21 protein-coding genes are annotated in these 23,729 nt (G+C 62.5%); 14 read left to right on the top strand and 7 right to left on the bottom strand.

What is annotated here, in order from left to right; genetic code table 11:
* Positions 1-61 precede the first annotated feature (61 nt).
* Positions 62-1,528, bottom strand: coding sequence for a helix-turn-helix domain-containing protein (locus NTH_RS13825; protein WP_338530552.1), 1,467 nt, complete (start codon positions 1,526-1,528; stop codon positions 62-64).
* A 202-nt stretch (positions 1,529-1,730) separates the two neighbouring features.
* On the opposite strand from NTH_RS13825, the gene NTH_RS13820 reads away from it, so the two are divergent.
* From NTH_RS13820 to NTH_RS13790, 7 genes are all read left to right on the top strand, one after another.
* Positions 1,731-3,071 carry a substrate-binding protein gene (locus tag NTH_RS13820; protein ID WP_338531916.1) on the top strand — a complete coding sequence of 447 codons (1,341 nt, stop codon included), beginning with the start codon at positions 1,731-1,733 and terminating at the stop codon, positions 3,069-3,071.
* Between the two features lie 88 nt (positions 3,072-3,159).
* Positions 3,160-4,185: a branched-chain amino acid ABC transporter permease gene (locus NTH_RS13815; protein WP_338530551.1), complete on the top strand. Its 1,026-nt coding sequence runs from the start codon at positions 3,160-3,162 to the stop codon at positions 4,183-4,185.
* A gap of 1 nt (position 4,186) precedes the next feature.
* Positions 4,187-5,329 (top strand): branched-chain amino acid ABC transporter permease, encoded by a 1,143-nt coding sequence (locus tag NTH_RS13810; protein WP_422392398.1) that lies wholly within the window; start codon positions 4,187-4,189, stop codon positions 5,327-5,329.
* A gap of 5 nt (positions 5,330-5,334) precedes the next feature.
* A complete protein-coding gene (locus NTH_RS13805; RefSeq protein WP_338530550.1) occupies positions 5,335-6,093 on the top strand; it encodes an ABC transporter ATP-binding protein in 759 nt (252 codons plus the stop codon).
* A complete protein-coding gene (locus NTH_RS13800; RefSeq protein WP_422392397.1) occupies positions 6,093-6,845 on the top strand; it encodes an ABC transporter ATP-binding protein in 753 nt (250 codons plus the stop codon). Before NTH_RS13805 ends, NTH_RS13800 begins: the two co-directional genes overlap by 1 nt.
* Positions 6,846-7,524: 679 nt before the next feature.
* Entirely contained in the window at positions 7,525-8,790 is a 1,266-nt protein-coding gene (locus NTH_RS13795) for a Fic family protein (RefSeq protein ID WP_338530549.1), read from the top strand.
* 402 nt (positions 8,791-9,192) lie between these two features.
* Positions 9,193-9,327 (top strand): hypothetical protein, encoded by a 135-nt coding sequence (locus NTH_RS13790; protein WP_338530548.1) that lies wholly within the window; start codon positions 9,193-9,195, stop codon positions 9,325-9,327.
* A 436-nt stretch (positions 9,328-9,763) separates the two neighbouring features.
* Here NTH_RS13790 and NTH_RS13785 read toward each other — a convergent pair whose 3' ends face one another.
* The gene (locus NTH_RS13785; RefSeq protein ID WP_338530547.1) at positions 9,764-10,495 is read right to left on the bottom strand and encodes a Crp/Fnr family transcriptional regulator; all 732 of its coding nucleotides are present in this window, start codon (positions 10,493-10,495) and stop codon (positions 9,764-9,766) included.
* A 297-nt stretch (positions 10,496-10,792) separates the two neighbouring features.
* Between NTH_RS13785 and NTH_RS13780 the strand changes: the two genes are divergently transcribed.
* On the top strand, positions 10,793-11,551 hold the full coding sequence (locus tag NTH_RS13780; protein ID WP_338530546.1) for an SDR family oxidoreductase: 759 nt from the start codon (positions 10,793-10,795) through the stop codon (positions 11,549-11,551).
* Between the two features lie 141 nt (positions 11,552-11,692).
* Here NTH_RS13780 and NTH_RS13775 read toward each other — a convergent pair whose 3' ends face one another.
* Positions 11,693-12,661 (bottom strand): LysR family transcriptional regulator, encoded by a 969-nt coding sequence (locus NTH_RS13775; RefSeq protein WP_338530545.1) that lies wholly within the window; start codon positions 12,659-12,661, stop codon positions 11,693-11,695.
* A 180-nt stretch (positions 12,662-12,841) separates the two neighbouring features.
* Between NTH_RS13775 and NTH_RS13770 the strand changes: the two genes are divergently transcribed.
* From NTH_RS13770 to NTH_RS13745, 6 genes are all read left to right on the top strand, one after another.
* On the top strand, positions 12,842-13,642 hold the full coding sequence (locus tag NTH_RS13770; protein WP_338530544.1) for an HAD-IIA family hydrolase: 801 nt from the start codon (positions 12,842-12,844) through the stop codon (positions 13,640-13,642).
* Entirely contained in the window at positions 13,636-14,562 is a 927-nt protein-coding gene (locus tag NTH_RS13765; RefSeq protein WP_338530543.1) for an ABC transporter permease, read from the top strand. The genes NTH_RS13770 and NTH_RS13765 overlap by 7 nt, the downstream gene beginning before the upstream one ends.
* 3 nt (positions 14,563-14,565) lie before the next feature.
* Entirely contained in the window at positions 14,566-15,474 is a 909-nt protein-coding gene (locus NTH_RS13760) for an ABC transporter permease (protein ID WP_338530542.1), read from the top strand.
* Positions 15,475-15,547: 73 nt separating this feature from the next.
* Positions 15,548-17,101 (top strand): ABC transporter substrate-binding protein, encoded by a 1,554-nt coding sequence (locus NTH_RS13755; RefSeq protein ID WP_338530541.1) that lies wholly within the window; start codon positions 15,548-15,550, stop codon positions 17,099-17,101.
* A 71-nt stretch (positions 17,102-17,172) separates the two neighbouring features.
* On the top strand, positions 17,173-18,045 hold the full coding sequence (locus NTH_RS13750) for a metallophosphoesterase family protein (RefSeq protein WP_338530540.1): 873 nt from the start codon (positions 17,173-17,175) through the stop codon (positions 18,043-18,045).
* Positions 18,042-19,781 carry an ABC transporter ATP-binding protein gene (locus NTH_RS13745; protein ID WP_338530539.1) on the top strand — a complete coding sequence of 580 codons (1,740 nt, stop codon included), beginning with the start codon at positions 18,042-18,044 and terminating at the stop codon, positions 19,779-19,781. The genes NTH_RS13750 and NTH_RS13745 overlap by 4 nt, the downstream gene beginning before the upstream one ends.
* 32 nt (positions 19,782-19,813) lie before the next feature.
* On the opposite strand, the gene NTH_RS13740 is transcribed toward NTH_RS13745, so the two are convergent.
* From NTH_RS13740 to NTH_RS13725, 4 genes are all read right to left on the bottom strand, one after another.
* Positions 19,814-20,887 carry an ABC transporter ATP-binding protein gene (locus tag NTH_RS13740; RefSeq protein ID WP_338530538.1) on the bottom strand — a complete coding sequence of 358 codons (1,074 nt, stop codon included), beginning with the start codon at positions 20,885-20,887 and terminating at the stop codon, positions 19,814-19,816.
* Positions 20,888-21,676 (bottom strand): ABC transporter permease, encoded by a 789-nt coding sequence (locus NTH_RS13735; protein ID WP_338530537.1) that lies wholly within the window; start codon positions 21,674-21,676, stop codon positions 20,888-20,890.
* On the bottom strand, positions 21,676-22,545 hold the full coding sequence (locus NTH_RS13730) for an ABC transporter permease (protein WP_338530536.1): 870 nt from the start codon (positions 22,543-22,545) through the stop codon (positions 21,676-21,678). Before NTH_RS13730 ends, NTH_RS13735 begins: the two co-directional genes overlap by 1 nt.
* A gap of 86 nt (positions 22,546-22,631) precedes the next feature.
* Positions 22,632-23,687, bottom strand: a complete 1,056-nt coding sequence (locus NTH_RS13725; protein WP_338530535.1) for an ABC transporter substrate-binding protein — start codon at positions 23,685-23,687, stop codon at positions 22,632-22,634.
* Positions 23,688-23,729: the final 42 nt, after the last annotated feature.

The following is a 23,729-nucleotide window of genomic DNA, read 5'->3' as shown; positions in this document are numbered from 1 at the left end:
CTATACGGTTTGCGCCGCTTCACCCATAGGCCTTTGGCCTTAGAAAATCCCGGACATTTGCTCACGCAATCAGCGGCGCCTCCTGCCGATGGCCGCAGCTGTCGCGCGGGCACAGCCGGCAGATGGTGCCGACCGGAGCCATGGCCGTCGCGCGGTCGATGCCGTCGCCGTAGGTGACGCGCCCGGCGTCGCCGGCTGAGCAAGCCAGCATCACCGAGAGCAGGTGGCGCGGCAGCGTCGCCGAGGGCGGAAGCTTTTCGACCGCGCGGGCAAAGAACAGGAACTGTTCGCCCGATGTCAACTCGCCGAAGCCGCGCGCTGTCACGCCGGGGGTCTGGAACGCCGCATGGATCGGCCAAAGAGGACAGGCATTGCCGTATCGGGGCAATGGCAGTCGAGGCAAAGGCAGCCTTTTGGTCACATATCCCGAAACGTCCGACCGCATGAAGGCAAAGCGCACCCCCTCGGCCCCCGGCCGGCGCAACGTCGCAAGCCGATGCGCCGCCTGCTCGTAGGATACGGCGAACAAGCGCGAGAGCGCGTCGATGTCGTAGCGCCACTTTTCGGCAGCTTCCAAGAACGGCTCGTAGGGCATCAGCACTGCAGCGGCGGCATAGGCATGGAGGGCGGAGGCGGCCAGTTCCCGGGATTCTTCCGACGCAAGGGCGGGATGATTCTTCACGAGCAGCCCGATCGCTCCCGCCGCGTCTTCGTGAAGGGCTGTCCTCAGCAGCCGGAAACGCCGCGTCTCGGCGGTGTGAGCGGCGGAAGGCTCGTCCGGAAGCCGGCCTTGCGCGCCAAGAAGCCTTTCCGCCGCCGCGGCGGCCGTTTCGCCCGGGCGGCAGCTTGCGAGAAAGTCCGATGCCAAAGCCTCGAGTTCGGAAAAGTAGTTGTCCGTGGCAAGGATGAATGCGTCGACGTGCTCGGCCGGGGTGGCCGAGCGCACACGCATCTGGGCGCTGTCGAAGAATTCGAGCAACGCCTGGGCCGCGATGGAGAGCCCGTGGGAATCCGTGGCGATGATCGACAGGAAACGTTGGCGATCGCTCGGCGCCAGAGCCTCATCCTCGAGAATTTCGGCGGCCGCCCTAATCGACGTGACGTTGGTCAGCATGCGATGAACGCTGTCTCCCAAGAACGGATCACGGTTGAGGCGGTCGGCGAGCGCAAGCACCGCCTCGCTCTGGTCGAGCCAGGCTCGATGAAGCCTGAGCACAAGATCGGCCCAGCCCGGATGGCGGCCGACCAGTTCCTCGGCGGGACCTGGATGGCCCGCGCCGCCAGCCAGCTGCGGATTGGCGGCGACCTCGTCAAGGCGGGCGACGACCCGGCGCTCGGCCTCGCCGTCGAGGTCGAACCGGTCAACGCCCAGCGCCGCCGCGATGCGGTCGACGAGCGCTCCGGCCACGGCCCGTTTGTCGCGTTCGATAAGGTTGAGATAGGACGCCGATATGCCGGCCCGTCGCGCGAGCTCACCCTGGCCCAGGCGGCGCTCCTTGCGCAGCGCCCTAATCTTGAGGCCGGTCATATTTTTCGCCATCGAAACCTCAGCATTCAGCTCAAAAGTAAATTCTTTACAGATTACACGAAAACCCAATGCAAATAATGACAAAATTTCTTTGTTAAACCAATGTCTTATTGAAAAAATTACAAGCGACACGGATAACGAGACAGGCGACATACGCCACAACACCGGCCCCGAGTCGGCGCGACATCCATGGGAGGAAGCTATGAAGTTCGACAGGATCAACCGGCGCATCTTTTTGAAGAGCAGCGCGATCATCGGCGCGGGCCTTGCCACACCGACCATTTTTACCAGCGGTTCGCGTGCGCAAGGTTTTTGCAACGAGCCGACCGGCGCAAACGTCGTGCTGGGCTTCAATTGCCCGCAGACCGGACCTTACGCTGAAGAGGGCAAGGACCAGTTGAAGGCCTATGAGCTCGCCGTCAAGCACCTGAACGGCGAGGGCGACGGCGGCATGCTCAACACCTTCAAGGGCTCGGTCCTGAAGGGCAACGGCATCCTGGGAAAGAAGGTCACCTTCGTCACCGGCGACACACAGACCAAGTCCGATGCTGCCCGTGCATCGGCGACGCGCATGATCGAGCGCGACGGCGCCATCATGATCAGCGGCGGCTCGTCTTCGGGCGTTGCGGTGGCGGTGCAGTCGCTGTGCCAGGACACCGGCATCATCTTCATGTCAGGCCTTACCCATTCCAACGACACGACAGGCAAGGACAAGAAGCGCAATGGATTCCGCCACTTCTTCAACGCCTATATGTCGGGCGAGGCGATCGCGCCGGTTATCGGCGAAGCCTACGGCAAGAACCGCCGCGCCTACCACCTGACCGCCGACTATACGTGGGGCTGGACTCAGGAGGAGTCGATCAAGAACGCAACCGAGAAGCTCGGCTGGGAGACGGTAGCCGCGGTGCGAACGCCGCTCGGTTCGGCCGACTACTCGCAGTACCTGACGCCAGTCCTCAATTCCGGCGCCGACGTGCTGATCCTCAACCATTACGGCAACGACATGGTCAACTCGCTGCGGCAGGCGGTCCAGTTCGGCCTGCGCGACAAGCAGGCCAACGGCAAGAACTTCGAAATCGTCGTGCCGCTGTTCTCCGAACTGATGGCACAGGGTGCCGGCGACGCCATCAAAGGCATCTACGGGACTGCCAATTGGGATTGGAAGCTGGACAACGAAGGGACCAAGGCGTTCACCAAATCGTTCGGCGAAGCCTATGGCACACCGCCGTCGCAGGCCGCGCAGACCGGCTACGTGCAGGCGCTTTTGTACGCGAATGCCTGCGAAATGGCCGGAACCTTCAATCCGGCAGGCGTGGTCGAAGCGCTGGAAGGCTTCGAGTTCGATGGTCTGGGCAACGGGCCGACGCTTTACCGCGCCGAAGACCACCAGTGCTTCAAACCCGTCCTGGTCGTGCAGGGCAAGCAGGACCCGGCCGATAAATTCGACCTCTTGCAGGTGGTCAAGGAAGTGCCGGCAGAGCAAGTGAGCTACGACGCCTCGATATTCGGCGGAGAGTTAGGGCCGGTCAACACGGCCTGCTGAATTTGTCGACCTGCTGCGGCCGCCTCGCACCCGCGGGCGGCCGCAGCTTCATCCGATCAAATACACTCTTCCGCCGGAACCCCTGATAATGGACGAGTTCGTTCTCCAACTGCTCAATGGCCTCGACAAAGGCGGTGCCTATGCTCTGATCGCGCTCGGCCTGACGCTGGTCTTCGGCACGCTCGGCGTCGTCAATTTCGCACATGGCGCACTGTTCATGATCGGCGCATTCTGCGCCGTTGTCTTCAGCCGCCTGATTCAACTCGAGACGGTGACGATCGACCCCGAAAAGCTGACACCGTGGGGATCGCCGATGGAGATCCGCACGCCGCTCGTCCAGGCGTGGTTCGGCGACTTCGGCGCGTTTCTCGTCCAGTATTCGGTGCCGCTCTCCCTATTGTTGGCGATTCCCGTCATGCTCATTGTCGGGCTGGTGATGGAGCGCGGCCTGATCCGCTTCTTCTACAAGCGCACGCATGCCGAACAGATTCTGGTGACCTTTGGCCTGGCCATCGTGATCCAGGAGATCATCAAGGCGAGCTTTGGCGCCAATCCCATTCCAGTCAACGCGCCGAGCGCGCTCTCCGGCAGCGCCGATGTCGGCGCGTGGCTTGGCCTCGGCCAGGGTATTTTCTATCCGTGGTGGCGACTAGCCTATCTGGCCTTCGCCGCCGTGGTCGTCGGCCTGGTTATCGCCTTCCTGCAATTCACGACATATGGAATGGTCGTGCGCGCCGGCATGGAAGACCGCCAGACCGTTGGCTTCCTGGGCATCGACATCCAGCGCCGGTTTACCGTCGTTTTCGCGATTGCAGCGGTGGTCGCGGGGCTGGCGGGCGTCATGTACACCCCGATCGTCTCACCGAGCTATTCCATGGGCATGGATTTCCTCGTCCTGTCCTTCGTCGTGGTGGTCGTGGGCGGCATGGGGTCGGTCAGCGGCGCCGTACTGGCCGGGTTCCTGCTCGGCATCCTGCAGTCATTCGCGTCCATGAACGAGGTCAAGAACATCCTGCCCGGAATTGACCAGGTGATCATCTATCTCGTCGCCGTCGTGGTGCTGCTGACCATGCCGCGCGGGCTGATGGGGCGCAAGGGCGTGATGGAGAAGTAAGATGCATATGAACACGCTCGGCAGAGACCTGATCTTTCTGGCGATCTTCGCCCTCGTCATCCTCACCATGCCGATCTGGCTGGAACCGATCGGCGCGGCCTATCCGAACCTCATGCAGCGGTTCGCGATCTACGGGATATTTGCGTTGGGCTTCAACATCCTGTTCGGCCTGACCGGCTATCTCTCCTTCGGCCATGCCGCCTTTCTCGGCGCCGGCTCCTATGCCGCCGTATGGTCGTTCAAACTGCTGACGATGAACGTCATTCCCGCTGTGCTGTTCGCCGTGGTGATCGCCGGTGTCTTCGCCGCGATCATCGGATTCGTCAGCCTCAAGCGGTCGGGCATCTACTTCTCGATCCTGACGCTCGCTTTCGCGCAGATGTCGTACAATCTCGCCTATTCGGTGTTCACGCCGATCACTAACGGCGAAACCGGCCTGCAGCTTTCCCTGGCGGACGCAAGGATCCTCGACCATTTGTTCGGCGTGGACAGGGGGCCGGGAATTCCATCGCCCAGTTTCCTGGGAGCGGAGATGACAGGCTACGAAGGCTTCTATTTCTGCGCCTTGCTGCTGATCTTATGCTTTTTCTTTGCCATGCGGATCGACCGTTCGCCATTCGGCATGATGCTGAAGGCAATAAAATCGAATCAGACCCGCATGGCCTATACGGGGTTCAACACGCGGCCCTACACGCTGACCGCCTTCATCATCTCGGGGATGTATGCGGGACTGGCGGGCGGACTGCTTGCGGCGACAGATCCGCTGGCGGGTGCCGAACGCATGCAATGGACGGCGTCAGGCGAGGTAGTTCTCATGACCATACTGGGCGGCGCGGGAACGCTGGTCGGTCCCGTCATCGGCGCTGGCGTGATCAAATATTTCGAGAACATCTTTTCCGCCTTTCACGAGCAGCGGCTGTACGATGCCTTTTCCTTCCTGCCGGAGGGCATCCAGGACCTGTTCGTCGTGATCACGGCGCCGTTCGTCGGTGAAGGCTGGCATCTGACGCTCGGCTTGCTCTTTATGCTGATCGTCATCTTCCTGCCCGGCGGACTGATGGAAGGCGCCCGGCGCATCCGCGCCGCGCTCACACGCAAGCCCGCCGGCGAGAGAGCCGCCGGCAAACTCCAGCCGGTGGCGTAGTAAAGATGGACAATATCGTTCTCCACGTAGCCGATGTGCACAAGAGCTTTGGCGGTCTCAAAGCGCTCAGCGATGTCGATCTGCAGGTCAAGGAAGGGACGACCCATGCCATAATCGGCCCCAACGGAGCGGGCAAGTCGACCCTGCTCAACGTCTGCATCGGACGCATTGCGCCCGATACGGGCGCCGTCGTGTTTGACGGCGAAGTGATTACAGGCAAGCATCCGCACGAGATCAACCAGATGGGCGTCGTGCGGGTGTTCCAGACGCCTGAGATCTTTCCAGAACTGACGCTGCTGCAAAATGTCATGATACCCGCATTCGCCAGACGCGACGGCTCGTTCAGGCTCAATGCGATGCAGATGGTGTCGAGCCAGCACGCCATCCGCGAAGAGGCGGAGCACTGGCTGGAGGATGTCGGCCTCAAGGAACAGAAGCTCGTCACCGCCGCCAGCCTGTCGCGCGGCGACAAACGCCGCCTGGAACTGGCCATGGGGCTGATACAGCATCCGCGGCTGCTGCTGCTCGACGAGCCGACGGCCGGCATGTCGCGGCACGACACCAATTCAACGATCGATCTGCTCAAGAAATTCAAGGAACGCGGCATGACCAAGGTCATCATCGAGCACGACATGCACGTCGTTTTCTCCTTGGCCGACCGCATCACGGTACTCGCACAGGGCCAGATCATCGCCGATGGCACGCCGGACGAGGTCAGGCGCAGCGTCAAGGTGCAGGAAGCCTATCTGGGAGGAAGCCACTGATGAACGCCATGACCTTGCCGGAACCTGCTTTCCCGGCCACCACGGCCCCGCCCTATTTCGACGTTCGCGACATCCACGCCTATTACGGCGAGAGCTACATCGTGCAAGGCGTCAGCTTTGCGATACAGAAGGGCGACGTCGTTGCGCTGCTCGGCCGCAACGGAGCCGGAAAAACCTCGACTTTGCGCACGCTGGCCCGAGCGCTCGATCCGGAGCTCAAGCGGGGCGAGATCTGGCTCGACGGCGAGCCGATCCACAAGCTGAAGGACTTCCAGGCGGCCCGGCACGGCGTTCAGATCGTTCAGGAGGACCGCCGCATCGTTCCCGGCCTGACGGTCGAGCAGAACCTGGTTCTGGCACAGATCGCCGAGCCGAAAGGATGGCCGCTCGAGAAGATCTACGAGCGTTTCCCCCGCCTTGCCGAACGGCGCAAGCAGGACGGCGTGACGCTTTCTGGCGGCGAACAGCAGATGCTCGCAGTGGCGCGGGCGCTTGCGCGCGACGTCAAGCTGCTGCTGCTCGACGAGCCTTATGAAGGGCTCGCTCCCGTGATCGTGCAGGAGATCGAGCGCATCGTGCAAGAGATCAAAATGCTCGGCATCACCACCATCATCGTGGAGCAGAACGCCGTGGCGGCGCTCGAACTCGCCAATCGCGCGCTGATCCTCGACATGGGCCAGATCGTCTTCGACGGCGCCGCCGGAGCAGTTCTCGAAGACGCCGCGCTCCGCAATGAGTATCTGGCTATCTGACGGCCGCGGGCATGGGTTGACGCCGCTTCTCGAAAGCTCGTCCACGGCACAGGCGACTTCCGCCGAACCAGCATTGCATGAGAACATGATTCCGGTCGGGTAAAGCGACCAGATTTTCGCCGGCCGCGCTTTAAAGCTGGATTTGAGCCGGTGACTACTCAGCTTTCGGCCAACGCCGGTGCCTTGAGAAAGGCAGCTCAATCTTGCTGACGCCGATGTGGCGCGTCGAACAAAACGTTCTTATCGATCCGGGGCATGAAGGGGACCTCGCGCAAAAGCCACCGCCCCCGCCGCGATAGGCCGGCCAGTTCAAAAAACTTGATGACTGAACCCGCTCCTTGCCAACGCAGCTTGGTCTTGCTGGTGCCGAATGTGGTGGCGCGCGTCGAACAAGACGTTCTTATCAGTCCGGCGGATCCGGAGATTGCGGCCATGGAGACGAACCTACGCGAGCCGGCCCATTGGGATTGGCGATTGTTCGGTTTTTCATCCAATGCGGTCGGCGATCCTTGCCGATCGGGACGCTCAAGTCACACCATGCATTGGGCTGCGCCGGGGCATTCTTAGGTAGCGGCTTGAAAGCGGGCTGCTGCGCGTCTGGCTCCACTTTTTGAGAGGAACCTAGTATCGGCAACCAAGATCGGCAATTTTTCTGGCTTTCGTCCCTGAGCACCTTATATTGCAGGCATCCGACGAAAAACTGGATCGGCAAGAAATGCTTGAAACTCCAGCCCGCATGGAGCCACTGTTCTTCGATGATGCGGTGCCAACCGTGCTGGCAGATCTTGCAATCGAGCTGCAGAAAGCAGCCGACGAACTTGGGCAAGCCCTGCACCCAGAGTCGGCTGCCGAGTTGGCCGAACTAGTGCGCGTCATGAACAGCTACTACAGCAACCTGATTGAGGGCCACAATACCAGGCCCCGCGACATCGAGATGGCATTGGCTGGAGCTGAGATCGACCCCCAGCGCCGTCCCCTAGCCTTGGAAGCCAAGGCACATGTCGAAGTCCAGCGCGTGATCGACCGCCTCGCCCTTCGCGGTCAGTTGCCTTCCCCTACTACCATTGAATTCATCCGATGGATACACCGGGCTTTCTATGATGAAATGCCGGAGGAATTTCGCTACCAGGAGAAGCCTGACGGCACAAAGGTCGAGAACGTACCTGGTGTATTTCGAACATCATCCGATCATGACGTCGTGGTCGGACGGCATCAGCCACCGGCATCGGAGCGGGTGCCGACGTTCATGGATTATTTCCAGAAGCGATACGCTATGGCCGAAAGGCAAGCCAGCTCGCGGATCATTGCGATCGCGTCAGGTCATCATAGGCTAAACTATATTCACCCGTTCCCAGACGGGAATGGGCGCGTCAGTCGCCTCATGTCGCATGCAATGGCGCGTAAGGCTGGAATCGGCGGCAACGGCCTGTGGTCAATTTCCCGGGGCCTTGCCCGTGGACTGAAAGACCGAGGCGAGTACAAGCGGATGATGGATCACGCGGACACCCCGCGTCAGGGTGACCGTGACGGGCGCGGAAATCTTTCAGAGTCCGCCCTCAAGGACTTCTGTGAGTGGTTTCTGACGGTCGCCCTCGGCCAGATCAGGTTCTCAATAGCCATGTTCGACCTCGGGCGCCTTGAGGCAAAGTATCGGTCTATAGTGAAAGACGTTGTCGACGACAGGCGGGCACCGGACCTGGTGTCGGCAGTCCTCAGGCACGGTAGCCTTGCTCGTGGCGAGGCCAGTTTCGTGCTGAAGACTTCCGAGCGGACCGCTCGGAACACATTGTCGGATCTTGTTGGCCGCGGGTTCCTGAAGTCAGACAGCCCAAAGGCTCCCGTACGGATTGCCTTCCCACTCGATTTCCGCGAAAGGCTGTTTCCAAATCTCTTCACCGATGCCGAAGTGACCGTGCCGGAGCCGCCTACCCTTTCGTTCAGGTGAGCTGCTTTGGGAACTGCCTCAATGGCATTGAAACGTTTAACTTCCTCCTATTCTTGGCCAAAGGAATCGCTTGCGTGGCAACTTACAATTCCTATTTGCCAACGCTCACAATCTGAAATAGGCAATTCTGCACCACTTCGAGTTGTGGTGGATCATTCCGGCTCAGAGCGCCCGCATCGTGGGCAGGTTGCCAACGGCCAACCCAATTGGCAGCATGTAGGGCCGGCTGGCGCGGATGAACGCGTAGCGGGCGACAGCGGCGGGCCACTCGCCGCCCCGGCCGCACCGTTGAAATACACCGCCGGAACCACCCGCGATGTCGCTAGCGCTGGTGGCCGGTACCCTCGGCTATAAGACCCATTATCGCTTTTCCGACGCCTTCAGCAACTAAAGCGCCTTGCGATGTTGGCATACGGCGCCACGATCGCCGATGTGCCGAGCGACAACAAGAAGATCAAAGAGGAGCTGATCCAGGCGATGTTCGCCAAGGCGGAGCAGATCAGCCCCCAGCATGGCCACTGCAGAGCCGATCGTTGAACAATGAAGACGAAGCCGAGGGCAACGCCGGTCTGGGCGAGGAGATTTGGCAGCAGGCTGCAGGTCGGCGAACAACCGCTATTCAGCATCGGTCCCCACACCAGTCATCCTGGCTGCCTTGTCGAGCAAGCCGTTGACGCCCGGATGGGAAAAACGTTGGATGAGACTGAAGCGATGCTCTTGGCGCATTTCGGGAGAATCACCGTTGCGGATTTGGCGGAGGATTTCGAGCTCCGTCTAAAGAGCCGTCAGACAAAAGCCGGTGCGGACGGAGTCTGCATAGATCACTGACACACGAGATCGCGACTGCTCGCATGGGTGTCAGCTACGATCACTCCGGATCGGGAGCCGCGCCCCCGCATTGCATTCACAGTCGCTGCGTTGGCTTCGGCCGGCGAGGACTACAATTCGTTTGCGGAAACACATGGATTAGCTGCTAATCGCCCGAGGGTATCAGCCTTTCAGGAAGACTTAGGTAGTTCGGATCAAAATCGCCTAGGGCGGACAAGCGGTCCCAGTTGTCGATTGACACATCCTGCCCTCGCCACGAAAGCAGCCGCCGGGCTCTCAGATCCTGAACGGAACGGTTCAGGTGCACAATGGACATTCCGGCAATGTCAGCCATTTCGTTCTGCGTAATCGGAAGCCGGAAGGAACGGCCTTGTGTCTCTCCCACAGCCCGCAACCGCAAGAACAATTCGCAAAGGAAGTGCGCGACCCTAGAGACAGCCGATCGGCATCCGAGATTGACGATCCACTCGCGGTGAATTGCTCCATCAATCAGCGTGCTGTGCCAAAGCAAACGGGTCAGATGTGGAAAGCCTTCCGTGATCTCGCGAATTCGATGATGAGGGGCCAGCGCCAATGTGCATGGACTGAGAGAAAAAACGCCGTGTTCCATCGGTTGAAGGAGAAAACTGTGCAGATCCACGAAGTCGCCCTTCACATGCACTGACAGGATCTGGCGCTTCCCGTCCGCAGTGTATTTGAAGCGCGCGGCGAACCCCTCGAGGAGCAGAATGCTGTAGGACGGCTCGGATCCCTCGGAAATGAACTCCTCGTCCGCTCCTATGTCTCGTTGCTCACTGACAGCCTCCGCGAGTGCGTTCTCTTCCTCGGAGGAAAGGGGGCCATGAAGTGAGAGCTTCTTGACGAGGGGATCTTCCATCGAGGCATTCCTGGTTCCGGACGGGCGAAGCATTGAACTCGGTTCAATTCCAACGCGGTGATGAAGCGCTCGTTCCCAGCCGCTTGAACTGGATCATTCGCATGCCGGACAGGTATTTTCATGGGCCGGCGGTTAGGGCCAGCTGCAGAAGGTCCTGAAGCACGGGGTCGGGGATATGCCGAAGTATTTTGATAGAGCTGCCGTTCTCCTCACGGACGCCGATGGCATAAATCGGGTGGCTGCACCCTTTGACCAGCCGCTAGACAGCCATGACGCAATGTTTAGGAGACACAAGTCGTGGAACTGGAAAACAAGACAATCATCGTCACCGGTGCCAGCAGCGGCATCGGCGCGGCAGCGGCTCGGCTATTTGCATCCGAAGGGGCCAATGTGGTCCTTGGTGCACGCCGATCGGCGGAACTCTCTGCACTCGCAGAAGCGGTCAACAAAGGCATTGGCAGAGCCGTATTTCTAGCCGGCGACGTGACGAGCGAGAGCTATGCAGATGCTCTGGTGGATCTTGCGACAGAAGAATTCGGCGGGCTGGACGGTGCGTTTAACAATGCCGGTATCGTAGGCGAAATGCAGCCGGTTCCGGATATGAGTATCGGCAACTGGACCGATGTGATTTCGGTCAACCTGACAGGCGCCTTCCTTGCTGCCAAGGCGCAGATACCGGCAATGAAGGCGCGTGGGCAAGGCTCGATCGTTTTCACATCGTCATTCGTGGGTTTCAGCAACGGAGGCATGCCGGGCATGGGAGCCTATGCGGCATCGAAAGCAGGGCTGATCGGGCTGGCACAGTCACTGGCATCCGATCATGCCGCCGAAGGCATACGCGTCAATGCGCTACTGCCGGGCGGCACGATCACACCGAGCGGAGGTGAAGGCAATCCGGCAGCGTTGGAGTTCATCGCAAACCTGCACCCCATGAAGCGGATGGCCAGCGCGAAGGAGATTGCGCAAGCGGCCTTGTTCCTCATTTCCGACCGCTCGAGCTTCATGACCGGCAGTCCGATGATCGCGGATGGCGGAATGTCCGTCCGTCTTACATAGCAACCGCAAGTGCACCCTCGCGACGAAGGAGCGGAGCCTCCCTGAGAAAGACGCCTCTCGGGAGGCTCATCTTTCACCGGTCAAGCGGTCCTGGATGAAGCGAAGCATCAGCGGCAGCAACTGGTGGTCGGCGGTCGGCTTCTAGAAACTTGGAGCACCCCCTGAAGTGCTCCAACGTTTCGCGTCATGAAAACCGCCCTCCGGCTGCAACAGCGACCGCACGGCGGGTTTTTCCGCCTGTGCTTCAGCCAACGCTTTAACCGTGGAAAAGAAGGCGGAGACCACCACGGTATTCTCGTCAGCGAGCGTGAAAGCCACCTCGTCGTAGAGACGGCTCATCTCCTTGACCGGAATGCGGTGCACCGCGTCGGTGCGCCCGGTGCCATGGCGCCAGATGAACCCCACGCCGAGACCGTTCGCCACTGCCTCATAGGCGGCATCGCGCGTGTCGAGCATCAGCAAGGGCTCTGGCCCAAAGCCTGCACTGCGGAAGGCGCGATCCACCACCCGCTGGGTGGACGAGCCGCGGCTGCGGAAGATCAGCGGTTCCCGCATGAGGCGGGCACAGGTGAGGCTCTCTTCCTTCGCCAGCGGGTTTTCCACGTGCACCACCGCCACCACGTCCTGACGTACGAGCAACTCGCTGCGGAAGCGGCCGTCAACCGGCACGTCGGGCAGCACGCCCACATCCACTTCACGCGCCAGCACAGCTTTCACGATCTTCTCGTGCGAGCCTGTCTCCACAGAAATAGAGACGGTGGGATGGCGTCGCCGGAAAGCGGCGATCACGGCCATGCCGGGCATGGAGTTGCCGAGGCCGATAGAAAGCCGGCCGTCGAGCAGGGTGGTGTGCCGGGTCAGCATGCGCTCGGCCTCGCGCTCCCCCTCCGCCATGCGCTCGGCGATGTCACAGAGGTGGGCGCAGAGCGGCGTGGGATGAAGGACGCCGTTCTTGCGCAGGAAGAGGCGCACCGAAAACTCCCTCTCGATCTCGCGCACATGCTGTGAGACGGCCGGCTGCGAGACGCCGAGAAGCCGTGCAGCGGCGGCGAAGGAGCCCGTATGGGCGACGGCGTTGACGGCGCGGATGCGCGAAAGCGTGATGGCCATGATCTTTTCCCCAGCCCCAAGGCAAGCTTGGACTGCGGCAAAGCATAACCTTCTCTTGTTACGGCCATGTCACAGAGGGCGCGCAAGGGTGACGGCAGAAACGAGCCGTCAGACGCCATGCACCGGCCGGCGGCGAAGCCCTTCTGCGAGGGCGCGCGCACAAGAGGACATCGCCGACCAATGCGACCCTATGCGACCATGCACAGCCTGCCGGCCTCGTTGCTTACGTCCTATGCAGCGATCCTGTGCGACCTGGACGGCTGCCTGATCTCGGGCGACCACGTGTATCCAGGCGTGCACGAGTTTGCCGCGCTCAATGGCGAGCGCCTTTGGATCGTCTCCAATAATTCCTCCGATACGGCAGCGACCCTCAGCCTGCGGCTGGCGGCGCTGGACCTCGCCATCGCACCTGAGCGCATCGTGCTTGCCGGCGAGCAGGCGGTGCGGCGGCTTGCGGCCGAACGACCCAGCGCCAAGGTTGCCATTCATGCCGAACCGCCCATTCAGGCGCTTGCCGAAGAGCTTGGCCTGGTTGAAAGCGCACATCTGCCCGAGTGGGTTCTGCTTGCGCGCGACACACGGCTGAACCTACCCCGGCTTGCCGCGGTCCTGGCGCAGATCGAGGCCGGAGCGGCACTTTTCGTCACCAATCTGGATACCGCCCATCCGGACCCCGAAGGTCTGCCCGTACCGGAGACGGGGGCGCTGCTTGCGGCGCTCCGGGCCTGTAAGACGGATCTTTCCTTCCGGTCCATCGGCAAGCCGGCGCCGGATCTGATCGAGATCGCGCTCGGGCGCGCCGGCGCCGTCCCCGGCGAGGCGGTCTTCATCGGCGACAATGTAACGACGGACGGCGAGGCCGCTCGGGTAGCAGGGGTAGACTTCATCCATCTGCGAAGTTCGCACCTAGCGTTGTCGCGCCTTCCCCTCGGGGAGGAGAAGCCGGCGGTGCTCGACGGGGCGAGGAGGGCGGCATGCTGACCTATCTCCTGCGTGTGCTGGCGAAGATTGCCATCACCTTCTTCGCCATCGTCACGCTGGTTTTCCTCGCGACCCGGTTTTCCGGAAACCCGATCGACTTCGTCATCGGCCAGGGCATCACGCAGGAGGACCGCATCCTGCTCACCCGCTACTACGGCCTCGACCGGTCGATATGGGCGCAATACCAGGCATTCCTATTATCCTTCGTCGACGGGCAGTTCGGCCTCTCCTTCATGGAGCGCCGGCCGGTGGCCCAGATCGTGGCCGAGCGCGTCTGGCCCTCGCTCCAGCTCCTGTTCGCCAGTGTGGCGCTGACGCTTGCCGTATCCCTGCCGCTCGGCATCATGGCCGCCGTCTACCGCAAGTCCTGGGTAGGCAGCGCCGTGATGGTGTTCGCCTTCCTGGGCTACGCCGTGCCCAATTTCGTGCTGGCGATTTTCCTCATCCTGCTCTTTGCCTACCAGCTCAACTGGCTCCCGGTGGTCGGCAACGGCACGGTGTGGCATTTCCTAATGCCCACCATCACCATGTCAGCCATCCTGATCGCCGGGCTGACGCGCTTCACCCGCAACGCCATGCTCGACGTGCTCGGCCAGGACTACATGCGCACCGCGCGCGCCAAGGGCCTTTCCGAGACGCAGGTGATCTTCAAGCACGGGCTGCGCAACGCCACCATCACCATCCTGTCGGTGATCGGCCTGCAGGTCGCCGGGCTTGCCGCGGCCGGCAGCGTGGTGGTGGAGACGATCTTCGCCTGGCCCGGCATCGGGGAGCTTCTGGTGCGCTCGGCGATCACGCGAGACTATCCGGTGCTCCAGTTCGGCGTCATCGCCGTTTCGATCGCCGTCCTCTTCATCAACGCGATCGTCGACATCGCCTATGCCTATGCCGACCCGCGCATCCGCCTGGGGAGGGTCTGAACCATGGCCGACGCGACCGTCATCGCCCGCCCGAAGAGCAGAGGCGCAAGCCGGATATTCACCGGCATCGGCACGCTCTGGCGCGAGGCCAACTGGGTGCAGCGTCTGGCCATGGTGCTGGCGCTCGTGCTCGCCGCGGCAGCGCTTTTCGCGCCGCTCGTAGCGCCCTTCGGCCCGGTCGAGCAGAGCCTGATCGCGCGTTTGCGCCCGCCCATCGGTTTCGAAAACTACCGGGAGGGATACCTGCTCGGCACCGACGAGCTCGGCCGCGACGTGCTTTCGCGTTCGCTTTACGGGCTCCGGCTCACCCTTTCTCTAGCGCTTTTGGGCGCCATCATCGGCCTTCTCCTCGGCGGCATATTGGGCGTCCTGGCGGGGCTTATGGGCGGCGTCTTTGAGGATTTCGTGATGGGCACGGTGGATGCGCAGATCGCCATCCCCTTCACGCTCATCGCGCTCCTGATCCTCGCCATTTTCGGCTCGAGCCTCACCATCATGGTGCTGGTGCTCGGCCTCCATGGGTGGGAGCAATACGCCCGCATCGTGCGCGGCGAGGTGCGGAAGCTGGTCGAGATGCCCTTCATCGAGGCTGCGCGGGCAGCGGGCGCGACGGACCGGCGCATCGCGACAAGGCATATCCTGCCCAACATCACCTCGCCTCTGGTCGTGCAGTTCACGCTCTCCTTCTCCAACATCGTGCTCCTTGAATCGACGCTCTCCTTCCTCGGGCTCGGCGTGCAGCCGCCGACGGCGACGCTGGGCGCGATGGTCGGGATTGGGCGCGACTACATGCCGACGGCGCCGTGGATCGTCGTCGCGCCAGCCCTGATGATCCTGCTCGTCACCTTCGCCGTGCAGATCCTGGGAGACTGGCTGCGCGACCGCGCCGACGTGCGCCTGCGCGCCCGCTGACACCTCATGCTCACAAGAGGCCGCTCAAGGCCCGGACAAAACAGAAACCCGAAAATCTCAATGGAGGCTTCAAATGAAACGACTTCTTGCAGCAACGGCTCTGGCCACACTCTTCGCCAGCACCTCCTTCGCCCAGGAAATAACGGTGGGTGCGTCCAACATGGCATCCTATCTCGATCCGGGCCGCGACCACTCAAATGTCGGCTCCCAGTTCTACTACAACGCCTTCGACACGCTGATCGCGCGCAACCACGATAAAGCTGAGGCCGAATGGTTGCCGGGGCTGGCCGTATCCTGGGAGCTGGTCGAGCCCACAGTCATGGAGCTCAAGCTGCGCCAGGGCGTGAAGTTCCACAATGGCGAGGCGATGACCGCCGACGATGTAGTCTTCTCGCTCAACCGCATGTACCAGGCGACCTTCGTGCCCTATCAGGTGCGCGCCCGCGACCGGCTCGGCAATTTCAAGGAAGCAGTGAAAGTAGACGACTATACGGTGCGCATCCATGCCGAACGCGAGGAGCCGCTGTGGGAGACGCTGCTCAACCTGCAGCAGGTGATGATCATCCCGGAGGAGTATACGAAGGCTTTGGCCGGCGACCCGAACGTCGCCGAGGACGACGACTACGAAGCCTTCTCACTGAAGCCGGTCGGCACCGGCCCCTATGCAATCACCGGATTCACGCCCGGCGAGCAGATCGTCTATGAGCGCTTCGACGATTTCTGGGGCGAGAAGGCGCCGCTCGAACGGGTGACGGTGAAGCGCATGTCGGAGATGGCCTCGCGCATCACGGCGCTGAAGACGGGCGAGGCCGACATCATCACCAATGTCGCACCGGACCAACTCTCGCTGATCGAAGGCGATCCCAACCTCGAGGCGGTGGGCGCCCCGACAGCGTTGTTCCACGTCATGATCATGAACGTGAACCACCCGAAGCTGAAGGACCCGCGCATCCGTCAGGCGTTGAGCCTGGCCATTGACCGCGATGCGCTGAACGAGGCGCTGTGGCTGGGCAAGGCGGTCGTGCCGTCCACGCACACGCTGGAGGAGTTCGGCGAGCTCTACATGCCGGAGCTGGAAACCTTCGAATACGACCCGGAGCGCGCCAGGGCGCTGCTTCAGGAAGCCGGCTATGACGGCTTCGAGATCACCTACGACACGGATGCCGTCTATTACACCAACGGACTTCTGGCTGCGCAGGCAATCATGGAGATGTGGGCGGAGGTCGGCGTCAAGGGCAAGGTCCAGGTCGGCGAGAAGTGGACAGGCAATTCGCCGGACATGATGACCCGCAACTGGTCGAACCCGATGTATTTCTCCGACCCCTTCGGCTCCTTCGGCGTGATGTGGGCGCCGGACGGCCCCTCAGAATCGGAAGGCCGCTTCAACACGGACGAGGAGTACGCCGAGATCTGGAAGCGCTTCCGCTTCTCCAAGGATGTGGCGGCGCGCAAGGCGGCCTATGCGGAACTGATGGACCGCATCAAGGCCGATCCGCCGGTGCTGCCGCTCTACCGGCCCTACGAATCCTGGGCCATGCGCAAGGACGTGAACTGGGCGCCGAAGCCGGGCCACATTCCCTATGTGCTCGATTTCCGCGCCGGCTCAATCTCCTTCGCTTCCAACTGATCAGTGCTTGCCGCGCCGCCAGTCGCGGCGGCGCGACACCTCTCATCTGCGCAAAAAGGGATCTGAAAACCATGGCCGTCCGCATCTGTCTCGTCGCCGATATCCATCACGGAAAGCCATCCATGACGAAGCGCGGTGACACCGCGCTCGATCTGATGGGCGAATTCGCCCGCTTCGCCAATGAGGCGCGGGCCGACCTCGTGCTCGATCTGGGCGACCGCATTTCCGATATCGACCGCGACACCGACATCGGCCTCGAGCGCGATGTGGCCGAGGCCTTCAAGGCCGTCGAGGCTCCCATCTGCCACATCAACGGCAATCACGACCGCGATCACCTTTCCGTCGCCGACAATGAGGAGATTCTCGGCCAGGCGCTCGGCCATCAGACGCTCGACATCGGCGGTTGGCGCATTGCGTTGTGGCGCGCCGACACGCGCATCCGTCGCGAACCGGAGAATCGCGGCTTCCTGCTCGGCGAGGCCGACCTCCTGTGGCTGTCGCGCATCGTGCAGAACGCCGACCGGCCGCTGCTCGTGGTCAGTCACGTGCCCGTGTCGGGCCACTCGCAAGTCGGCAACTACTATTTCGAGGCAAACCCGTCCTCCTCCACCTATCCGCAAGCCGCCCGCGCCCGCGCCGTGCTTTCGCAGGCGCGTGTGCCCGTCGTCTGCATTGCCGGCCACGTCCACTGGAACACGATCACCCACATCGACGGCATCACTCATCTGACCCAGCAATCGCTCACCGAAAGTTTTACCACGCAGGGCGAGCCTGCGGCGGCGCTCGGCCTCATCGAACTGGGTGATACGGTGCGCTGGCGCGTGGAGGGGCGCGACCCCATCGACTTCTCCTTCATACCCAATACGCGGCGCTGGACGCCGCCCGTCCCCCCCTTCCACCAGATTCCGGAAGTGGCGGCGCGCATGAAGGGAGAGCCGGCATGAACGCGCCGGTGCTCACCGTCGAGGATCTGCATGTCGCCTTTGGCCGGCACGAGGCGGTCCAGGGCCTCTCCTTCGCCGTCAAGGAGCGCCGGACGCTGGCGCTGGTGGGCGAGTCGGGCTCGGGCAAATCGGCCACCGCTCTTGCCATCATGCGCCTCATCGAGCGCGAGGGCGGGCGCATAACCAAGGGGCGTATCCGCCTTCATGGTGCGGACGAAAGAGATCTAGCCGCGCTATCCGACAGTGCCATGTGCGGGCTGCGCGGGCGCGCCGTCTCCATGGTGTTCCAGGAGCCGATGACCTCGCTCAACCCGGTCATGACCATCGGCGAACAGCTCATGGAGGTCTTTGTCCGCCACCGGGCCATGTCGCGCCGGGGTGCCATGGAGGCGGCGCGCGAGGCGCTGGACAAGGTGCGCATTCCCGAGGCGGCGCGTAGGCTTTCGCAATATCCGCACGAGCTTTCAGGCGGGCTGCGCCAGCGCGTGATGATCGCCATGGCGCTCGCCTGCCGGCCCCGCCTCCTGATCGCCGACGAGCCGACGACGGCGCTCGACGTCACCACCCAGGCCGAGATCCTTTCCCTCATCCGCAGCCTCCAGGAGGAGATCGGGATGGCCGTCCTCTTCATCACCCACGACATGGGCGTGGTGGCGGAGATTGCCGACCGGGTCGTGGTGATGCGGCAGGGAAGGATGGAGGAGGAAGCCGATGTGCGCGACCTTTTCGCCCGACCGCGCGCGATCTATTCGCGCCAACTCATGAACGCGACGCCGAAGCTTGGTTCGGGCTCGCCGCGCTTGCGCCAGCCCTCCAGGCCTATCCTGGAGGTGGAAGGGCTCTCCACGCGCTTTCCGCTGCGCAGCGGCCTTTTGCGGCGGATGCGGGCGGAGATCCAGGCGGTCAACAACGCCTCGCTGACGGTGGGCGAGGGGGAGACGCTGGGGCTGGTAGGGGAATCGGGCTGCGGAAAGTCCACGCTCGCCCGCTCCATCCTGCGGCTGGTGGAACCGGCGTCCGGCTCCGTGCGGCTTGCCGGGCGCGACCTGATGCGGCTTTCAAGGGAGGAGCTGCGCTTGGCGCGGCGAGACGCGCAAATGGTTTTCCAGGACCCCTATGCCAGCCTCAATCCCCGCCTTCCCGTGCATGAGCTGGTGACGGAGCCGGCGCGCATCCATGGCATCGCCACGCGCCGCCAGACGCGCGACCTCGCCGTCAGCCTCGTCGAGAAGGTCGGGTTGGAAGCCGACGCGGTCGACCGTTTCTCGCACCAGTTCTCCGGCGGGCAGCGCCAGCGCCTGTGCATCGCACGCGCGCTGTCGGTCGGGCCGCGGCTGATCGTGGCGGATGAGCCGGTCTCGGCGCTGGACGTCTCCATCGCACGCCAGGTGACGGATCTGATGCTAGAGCTTCAACGCACCGATAGGCTCGCCTTCTTGTTCATCTCACACGACATTGCCGTGGTGGAGCGCGTGAGCCATCGTGTAGCCGTCATGTATGCGGGCGAAATCGTCGAGACCGGCCCGACCACAGCCGTCCTGAGCGATCCGCAACATTCCTACACAAAACGCCTTCTCGCAGCCGTTCCGCGGCCCGATCCGACCCGCCGCGTGCGCCGCCCCGCAGTGCCGGAGACGAACCCGCCGCAACTCGCCGCGAAGCCAGAGGCGGGGCGGTCGATCCTGTCGCTCGTCGAGCGCACGCCGGGCCATTTCGTGCGCACGGAGGTGGCCTGACGACAACCGCCCTGATCAACGCACGAAGACGGCTATCCCGATTCGATCAGCACCGTGCTCTGCGGAGCCCAGCGAAGTACCACGTCCTGGCCTTCCGCCAAGCGGTCAGTGCCGTTGTTCTGCACGTGCACCTTTATGGTTTCGCTGCCGCGCACGACGAAATAGGTGCTGCTGTTGCCGGTGAAGATACGCCTGGATACGCGGCCCATCAGCACGTTTGCCGTGCCGGGATCGGAAGCCGCTGGCCCGGCATACGGTTCGATCTCGATGCGTTCCGGTCGCACTGCGCAGCTTGCCATGGCGCCTGCGCGCACGCGTGCGCTTGCCGACACGACGATTGCCGTGCCGTCATCGAGGCGGATACCGTTGTCGGTCGGCGCGCCACGCAGGATATTGGCGTCCCCGAGGAAGGTCGCGGCGAACTCGCTTTTCGGGTGATTGTAGATCTCCTCGGGCGGGCCTTCCTGCACCAGGCGTCCGTCCCGGAGGATGCCGATGCGGTCACTCATGGTCAGCGCTTCTTCCTGGTCATGGGTTACGAATATCGTGGTGATGCCGATCTCGCGCTGGATGCGCTTCAGCTCGATCTGCATGTCGGCGCGCAGTGCCTTGTCGAGTGCGCCTAGCGGCTCGTCGAGGAGCAGCACCCGCGGCTTGATCACGATCGCGCGGGCGAGTGCGACGCGCTGGCGCTGGCCGCCGGACAACTGATGCGGGCGCCGCGCGCCAAGCGCTCCGAGCTGGACCAGATCCAGAGCACGCTGCACGGCCTCGGCGATCTGGCTTTTCCCGGCACCGCGCACGGACAGGCCGAAGCCCACATTCTCGGCCACGCTCATATTGGGAAAGAGCGCATAGCTCTGGAACACCATGCCGATGTGGCGCTTTTCGACCGGCACCCGCTCGACCCTTTCGTCGCCGATCATGACATGGCCGGCATCGGGAAAATCAAAACCGGCGATCAGGCGTAGCAGGGTGGTCTTGCCGCTTCCCGATGGCCCCAGAAGGGCATAGAATCCTCCATCGGCAAAATCGATGGAGACCTCCTCGAGCGCGGTATGCGCGCCAAATTTGCGCGTAATGCCCACGACCTGCACCTTGGCCATTTACTTTTCTCCCCCAAACCGAAAGAAGCGGGCCGCCAGAAGCATCAGCCCCATGGAAACGGTGATGATGATGGTGGAGATGGCATTGATTTCCGGCGTAAAGCCCTTGCGGATGGCAGCGTAGATCTCGACCGGCAGCGTTGCTTCGCCCGGCGTCGACAAGAAATAGGACACCACGAACTGATCGAAGGAGACGGCGAAGGCGAACAACGCGCCCGCGATGACGCCCGGCATGATCCAGGGCAGCGTGATGCGCGCCGTCACCTGCCATTGATTGGCCCCGAGCGAACGGGCTGCCTCTTCCAGTTCCGGCGCAAACGTGTGCAGCCGCGCCGAGACGACGACAATTACATAGGGCAGCGCCAGCGCGACATGACCAAGCAGGATGGCGTGCAGCCCCCTCCCGATGCCGATGCCGAAAAAGAAGATCAGCATTGCCGTGCCGGTGATCAGCCACGGAATGGCGATCGGCGGGAACAGCAGCGCTTGCAGGATCTTCTTGCCGCGGAACTCGTAGCGGAACAGCGCCAGCGACGCCGCGGTGCCGAGCGCCGTGGCGATCAGCGCTGTGACGACAGCGATCAGGAGGCTGTTCCAGGTTGCATCGAGGAGGCCGGCATTGCGAGACAGGTCGACATACCAGCCTGTCGTCCATTCGAGCGGCAGCTGGTAAAACGGCGATGCGTTGAACGACATCAGCGCCATTATGACGATGGGCAGATAGAGAAATGCCAGCAGCAGGCCCACATGCAGCCGCCCGAGACCCTCAAGGATGCGGGTGATCGGCATCAGTTTCCCCTTCTAAGAACCGGCGAGGCAAGTGCCAGAATAACGAGCACAACCGCCAGGAGGACGAACGAAAGTGCCGCCCCGAGCGGCCAATTGAAGACGGCGACAAACTGATCTTCGATCACCGTGCCATAGAAGGTGCCGGCGCGGCCGCCGAGGATGCGCGGCTCCATGAACGATCCGACCACCGGCACGAAGATCAATACCGCGCCCGCGACCAGGCCGGGCATCGAGAGCGGGATGACGAGGCGGCGCAGCACGGTCAGTCGCGAAGCGCCAAGCGAACGGGCGGCCTCGATGAGCGCGTCGTCGATCGCCTGCAGCGTCAGATAGCAGGTCAGCACCATGTAGGGCACGTATGAATGCACCAGCCCGATGATGATGGCGGGATAGGAATACATCAGGTCGATGCTGACCCTGAACGGCAGCACCGCATTCAGCGCCGTATCGAGGATGCCGCCTTCCCGCAGCACCATCGTCCACGAAAAAACGCGGACCAGGCCGTTGCTCCAGAACGGCAGGATGACCAGCAGGAAGATCGCCTCGCGGCTGCGGCCTTTGATGATTTTGGCCAGCACATAGGCCGCCGGAAAGCCGATGAGCGCGCACCAGAAGGTGACGTCCAGGCCGAGCCTGAGCGACGACCACAGCAGCGTTCCGTAAACCCCGGTGGTAAAGAACGCGATGTAATTTTGCAGCGTGAACGACCATGCCCTCCCCGACATCGGCAGTTCGGTCATGAAGGAGAAGAAGGCCATGGCCGACAGCGGCAGGAAAATCGCCACGGTCAGCCAAAGATATGCTGGCGCGAGAAGCGGGAGCGCCCGGACAAATCCCTTGCGCGATCCCGATGCGACCCGTCCTGCCATGCCTTCTCCGCGCGGTTCCAACGCCATCCTCCCGTTGTCTGCGCCTGCCCCGAGCCGCCTTCCGGATTGGGGGACAGGCGCGGCGACTACTTGACGTTGACCTTGAGCTCCTGCCAGATCGCCAGATAGGCCTCACGCTGCTCGTCCGTGATCGGCGCCTGGAACTGGATGCGCTCAGCCACTTTCGGATCTCCCATCACCTTGCGATTGAAGGAATTTTCGGGCAGCGCGGCGACAGCCTTCTCGTTCGCCGAGACCGGGGCGCCAACCTTGGTGACCCATTCGACATAGAAGCCGGGATCGATCATGTAGTTGATGAAGGCTTCGGCGCCGGCGACGTTTTTCGAGCCGGTCGGGATGGAGAAGGCATCGAGCCACGCCACAGCGCCCTCTTCGGGGATGACCAGCGAGACCGGCAGGTTGAACTGCGTCTTGGCGCGGTCGGCCGAACCGCTCCAATAGGTGCCGATATCGATCTGGTTCGAGGCGACCATCTGGTTCCAGTCATTCTCCGAACTCCAGAAGGTCCTGATCTGCGGCATCAGCGAGGCCAGCTTCGCCTTGACCGCATCCATATCCTCGATGTCGTTGATGTCCTGACCGGTGGCGATTGCGCCGAACTGGACCGCCTCGACCGCGTCGTCGCGGATAATTACCCTGCCCTTGTGCGCCTCGTCCCACATCACCGATATGCTTGTCGGCGGCGTCGCAAACGACTTCTCGTTGATGGCGATGGCAGTCAGCCCCCAGACCCACGGAATGCCGTAGACTGTTCCATCGCGATTGAGCATCGGCGAGTCGGACTTGTCCGGGCTTATGTCGGCGTAGTTGGGGATATTGGAGACGTCGATGCCCTGGATCAGCCCTTCCTCGATCGCCTGGCCGGTGAAGGCGGCGTTGATCATGACAACGTCATAAAGGCCCGGGTTGGTGCGCAGCTTGGTCAGCATCTCTTGTTCGGAATTGAAGAAGTCGTTGATCACCTTATGGCCCGTGGCCTTCTCGAAAGCCTCGACCGCCCACGGCTCGTCCGCACCATAGCCCTTCCAGTTCAACACATGCAGATCGTCGGCCTGCACCGCGGCGGCGGATGTCAGAACGGCGGCGGCGGTCAGGATCGTCTTCAGTCTCGTCATGCGCATTGTCTGTTCCTCTCTATTGGCTCTGTCAGGCTTTGATCTTCT

This window comes from Nitratireductor thuwali, assembly GCF_036621415.1.
Lineage (GTDB): Bacteria > Pseudomonadota > Alphaproteobacteria > Rhizobiales > Rhizobiaceae > Chelativorans > Chelativorans thuwali.
The sequence above is the reverse complement of the archived record's forward strand: the minus strand, read 5'-3'. Positions and strand labels throughout refer to the sequence as shown.

What these genes read in the sequence shown, in the direction of transcription:
- NTH_RS13825 (WP_338530552.1), bottom strand. Translation starts at nt 1,528, where the DNA reads ATGACCGGCCTCAAGATTAGGGCGCTGCGCAAGGAGCGCCGCCTGGGC.
- NTH_RS13820 (WP_338531916.1), top strand. Translation starts at nt 1,731, where the DNA reads ATGAAGTTCGACAGGATCAACCGGCGCATCTTTTTGAAGAGCAGCGCG.
- NTH_RS13815 (WP_338530551.1), top strand. Translation starts at nt 3,160, where the DNA reads ATGGACGAGTTCGTTCTCCAACTGCTCAATGGCCTCGACAAAGGCGGT.
- NTH_RS13810 (WP_422392398.1), top strand. Translation starts at nt 4,187, where the DNA reads ATGCATATGAACACGCTCGGCAGAGACCTGATCTTTCTGGCGATCTTC.
- NTH_RS13805 (WP_338530550.1), top strand. Translation starts at nt 5,335, where the DNA reads ATGGACAATATCGTTCTCCACGTAGCCGATGTGCACAAGAGCTTTGGC.
- NTH_RS13800 (WP_422392397.1), top strand. Translation starts at nt 6,093, where the DNA reads ATGAACGCCATGACCTTGCCGGAACCTGCTTTCCCGGCCACCACGGCC.
- NTH_RS13790 (WP_338530548.1), top strand. Translation starts at nt 9,193, where the DNA reads ATGTTGGCATACGGCGCCACGATCGCCGATGTGCCGAGCGACAACAAG.
- NTH_RS13785 (WP_338530547.1), bottom strand. Translation starts at nt 10,495, where the DNA reads ATGGAAGATCCCCTCGTCAAGAAGCTCTCACTTCATGGCCCCCTTTCC.
- NTH_RS13775 (WP_338530545.1), bottom strand. Translation starts at nt 12,661, where the DNA reads ATGGCCATCACGCTTTCGCGCATCCGCGCCGTCAACGCCGTCGCCCAT.
- NTH_RS13770 (WP_338530544.1), top strand. Translation starts at nt 12,842, where the DNA reads ATGCGACCCTATGCGACCATGCACAGCCTGCCGGCCTCGTTGCTTACG.
- NTH_RS13765 (WP_338530543.1), top strand. Translation starts at nt 13,636, where the DNA reads ATGCTGACCTATCTCCTGCGTGTGCTGGCGAAGATTGCCATCACCTTC.
- NTH_RS13760 (WP_338530542.1), top strand. Translation starts at nt 14,566, where the DNA reads ATGGCCGACGCGACCGTCATCGCCCGCCCGAAGAGCAGAGGCGCAAGC.
- NTH_RS13755 (WP_338530541.1), top strand. Translation starts at nt 15,548, where the DNA reads ATGAAACGACTTCTTGCAGCAACGGCTCTGGCCACACTCTTCGCCAGC.
- NTH_RS13750 (WP_338530540.1), top strand. Translation starts at nt 17,173, where the DNA reads ATGGCCGTCCGCATCTGTCTCGTCGCCGATATCCATCACGGAAAGCCA.
- NTH_RS13745 (WP_338530539.1), top strand. Translation starts at nt 18,042, where the DNA reads ATGAACGCGCCGGTGCTCACCGTCGAGGATCTGCATGTCGCCTTTGGC.
- NTH_RS13740 (WP_338530538.1), bottom strand. Translation starts at nt 20,887, where the DNA reads ATGGCCAAGGTGCAGGTCGTGGGCATTACGCGCAAATTTGGCGCGCAT.
- NTH_RS13735 (WP_338530537.1), bottom strand. Translation starts at nt 21,676, where the DNA reads ATGCCGATCACCCGCATCCTTGAGGGTCTCGGGCGGCTGCATGTGGGC.
- NTH_RS13730 (WP_338530536.1), bottom strand. Translation starts at nt 22,545, where the DNA reads ATGGCAGGACGGGTCGCATCGGGATCGCGCAAGGGATTTGTCCGGGCG.
- NTH_RS13725 (WP_338530535.1), bottom strand. Translation starts at nt 23,687, where the DNA reads ATGCGCATGACGAGACTGAAGACGATCCTGACCGCCGCCGCCGTTCTG.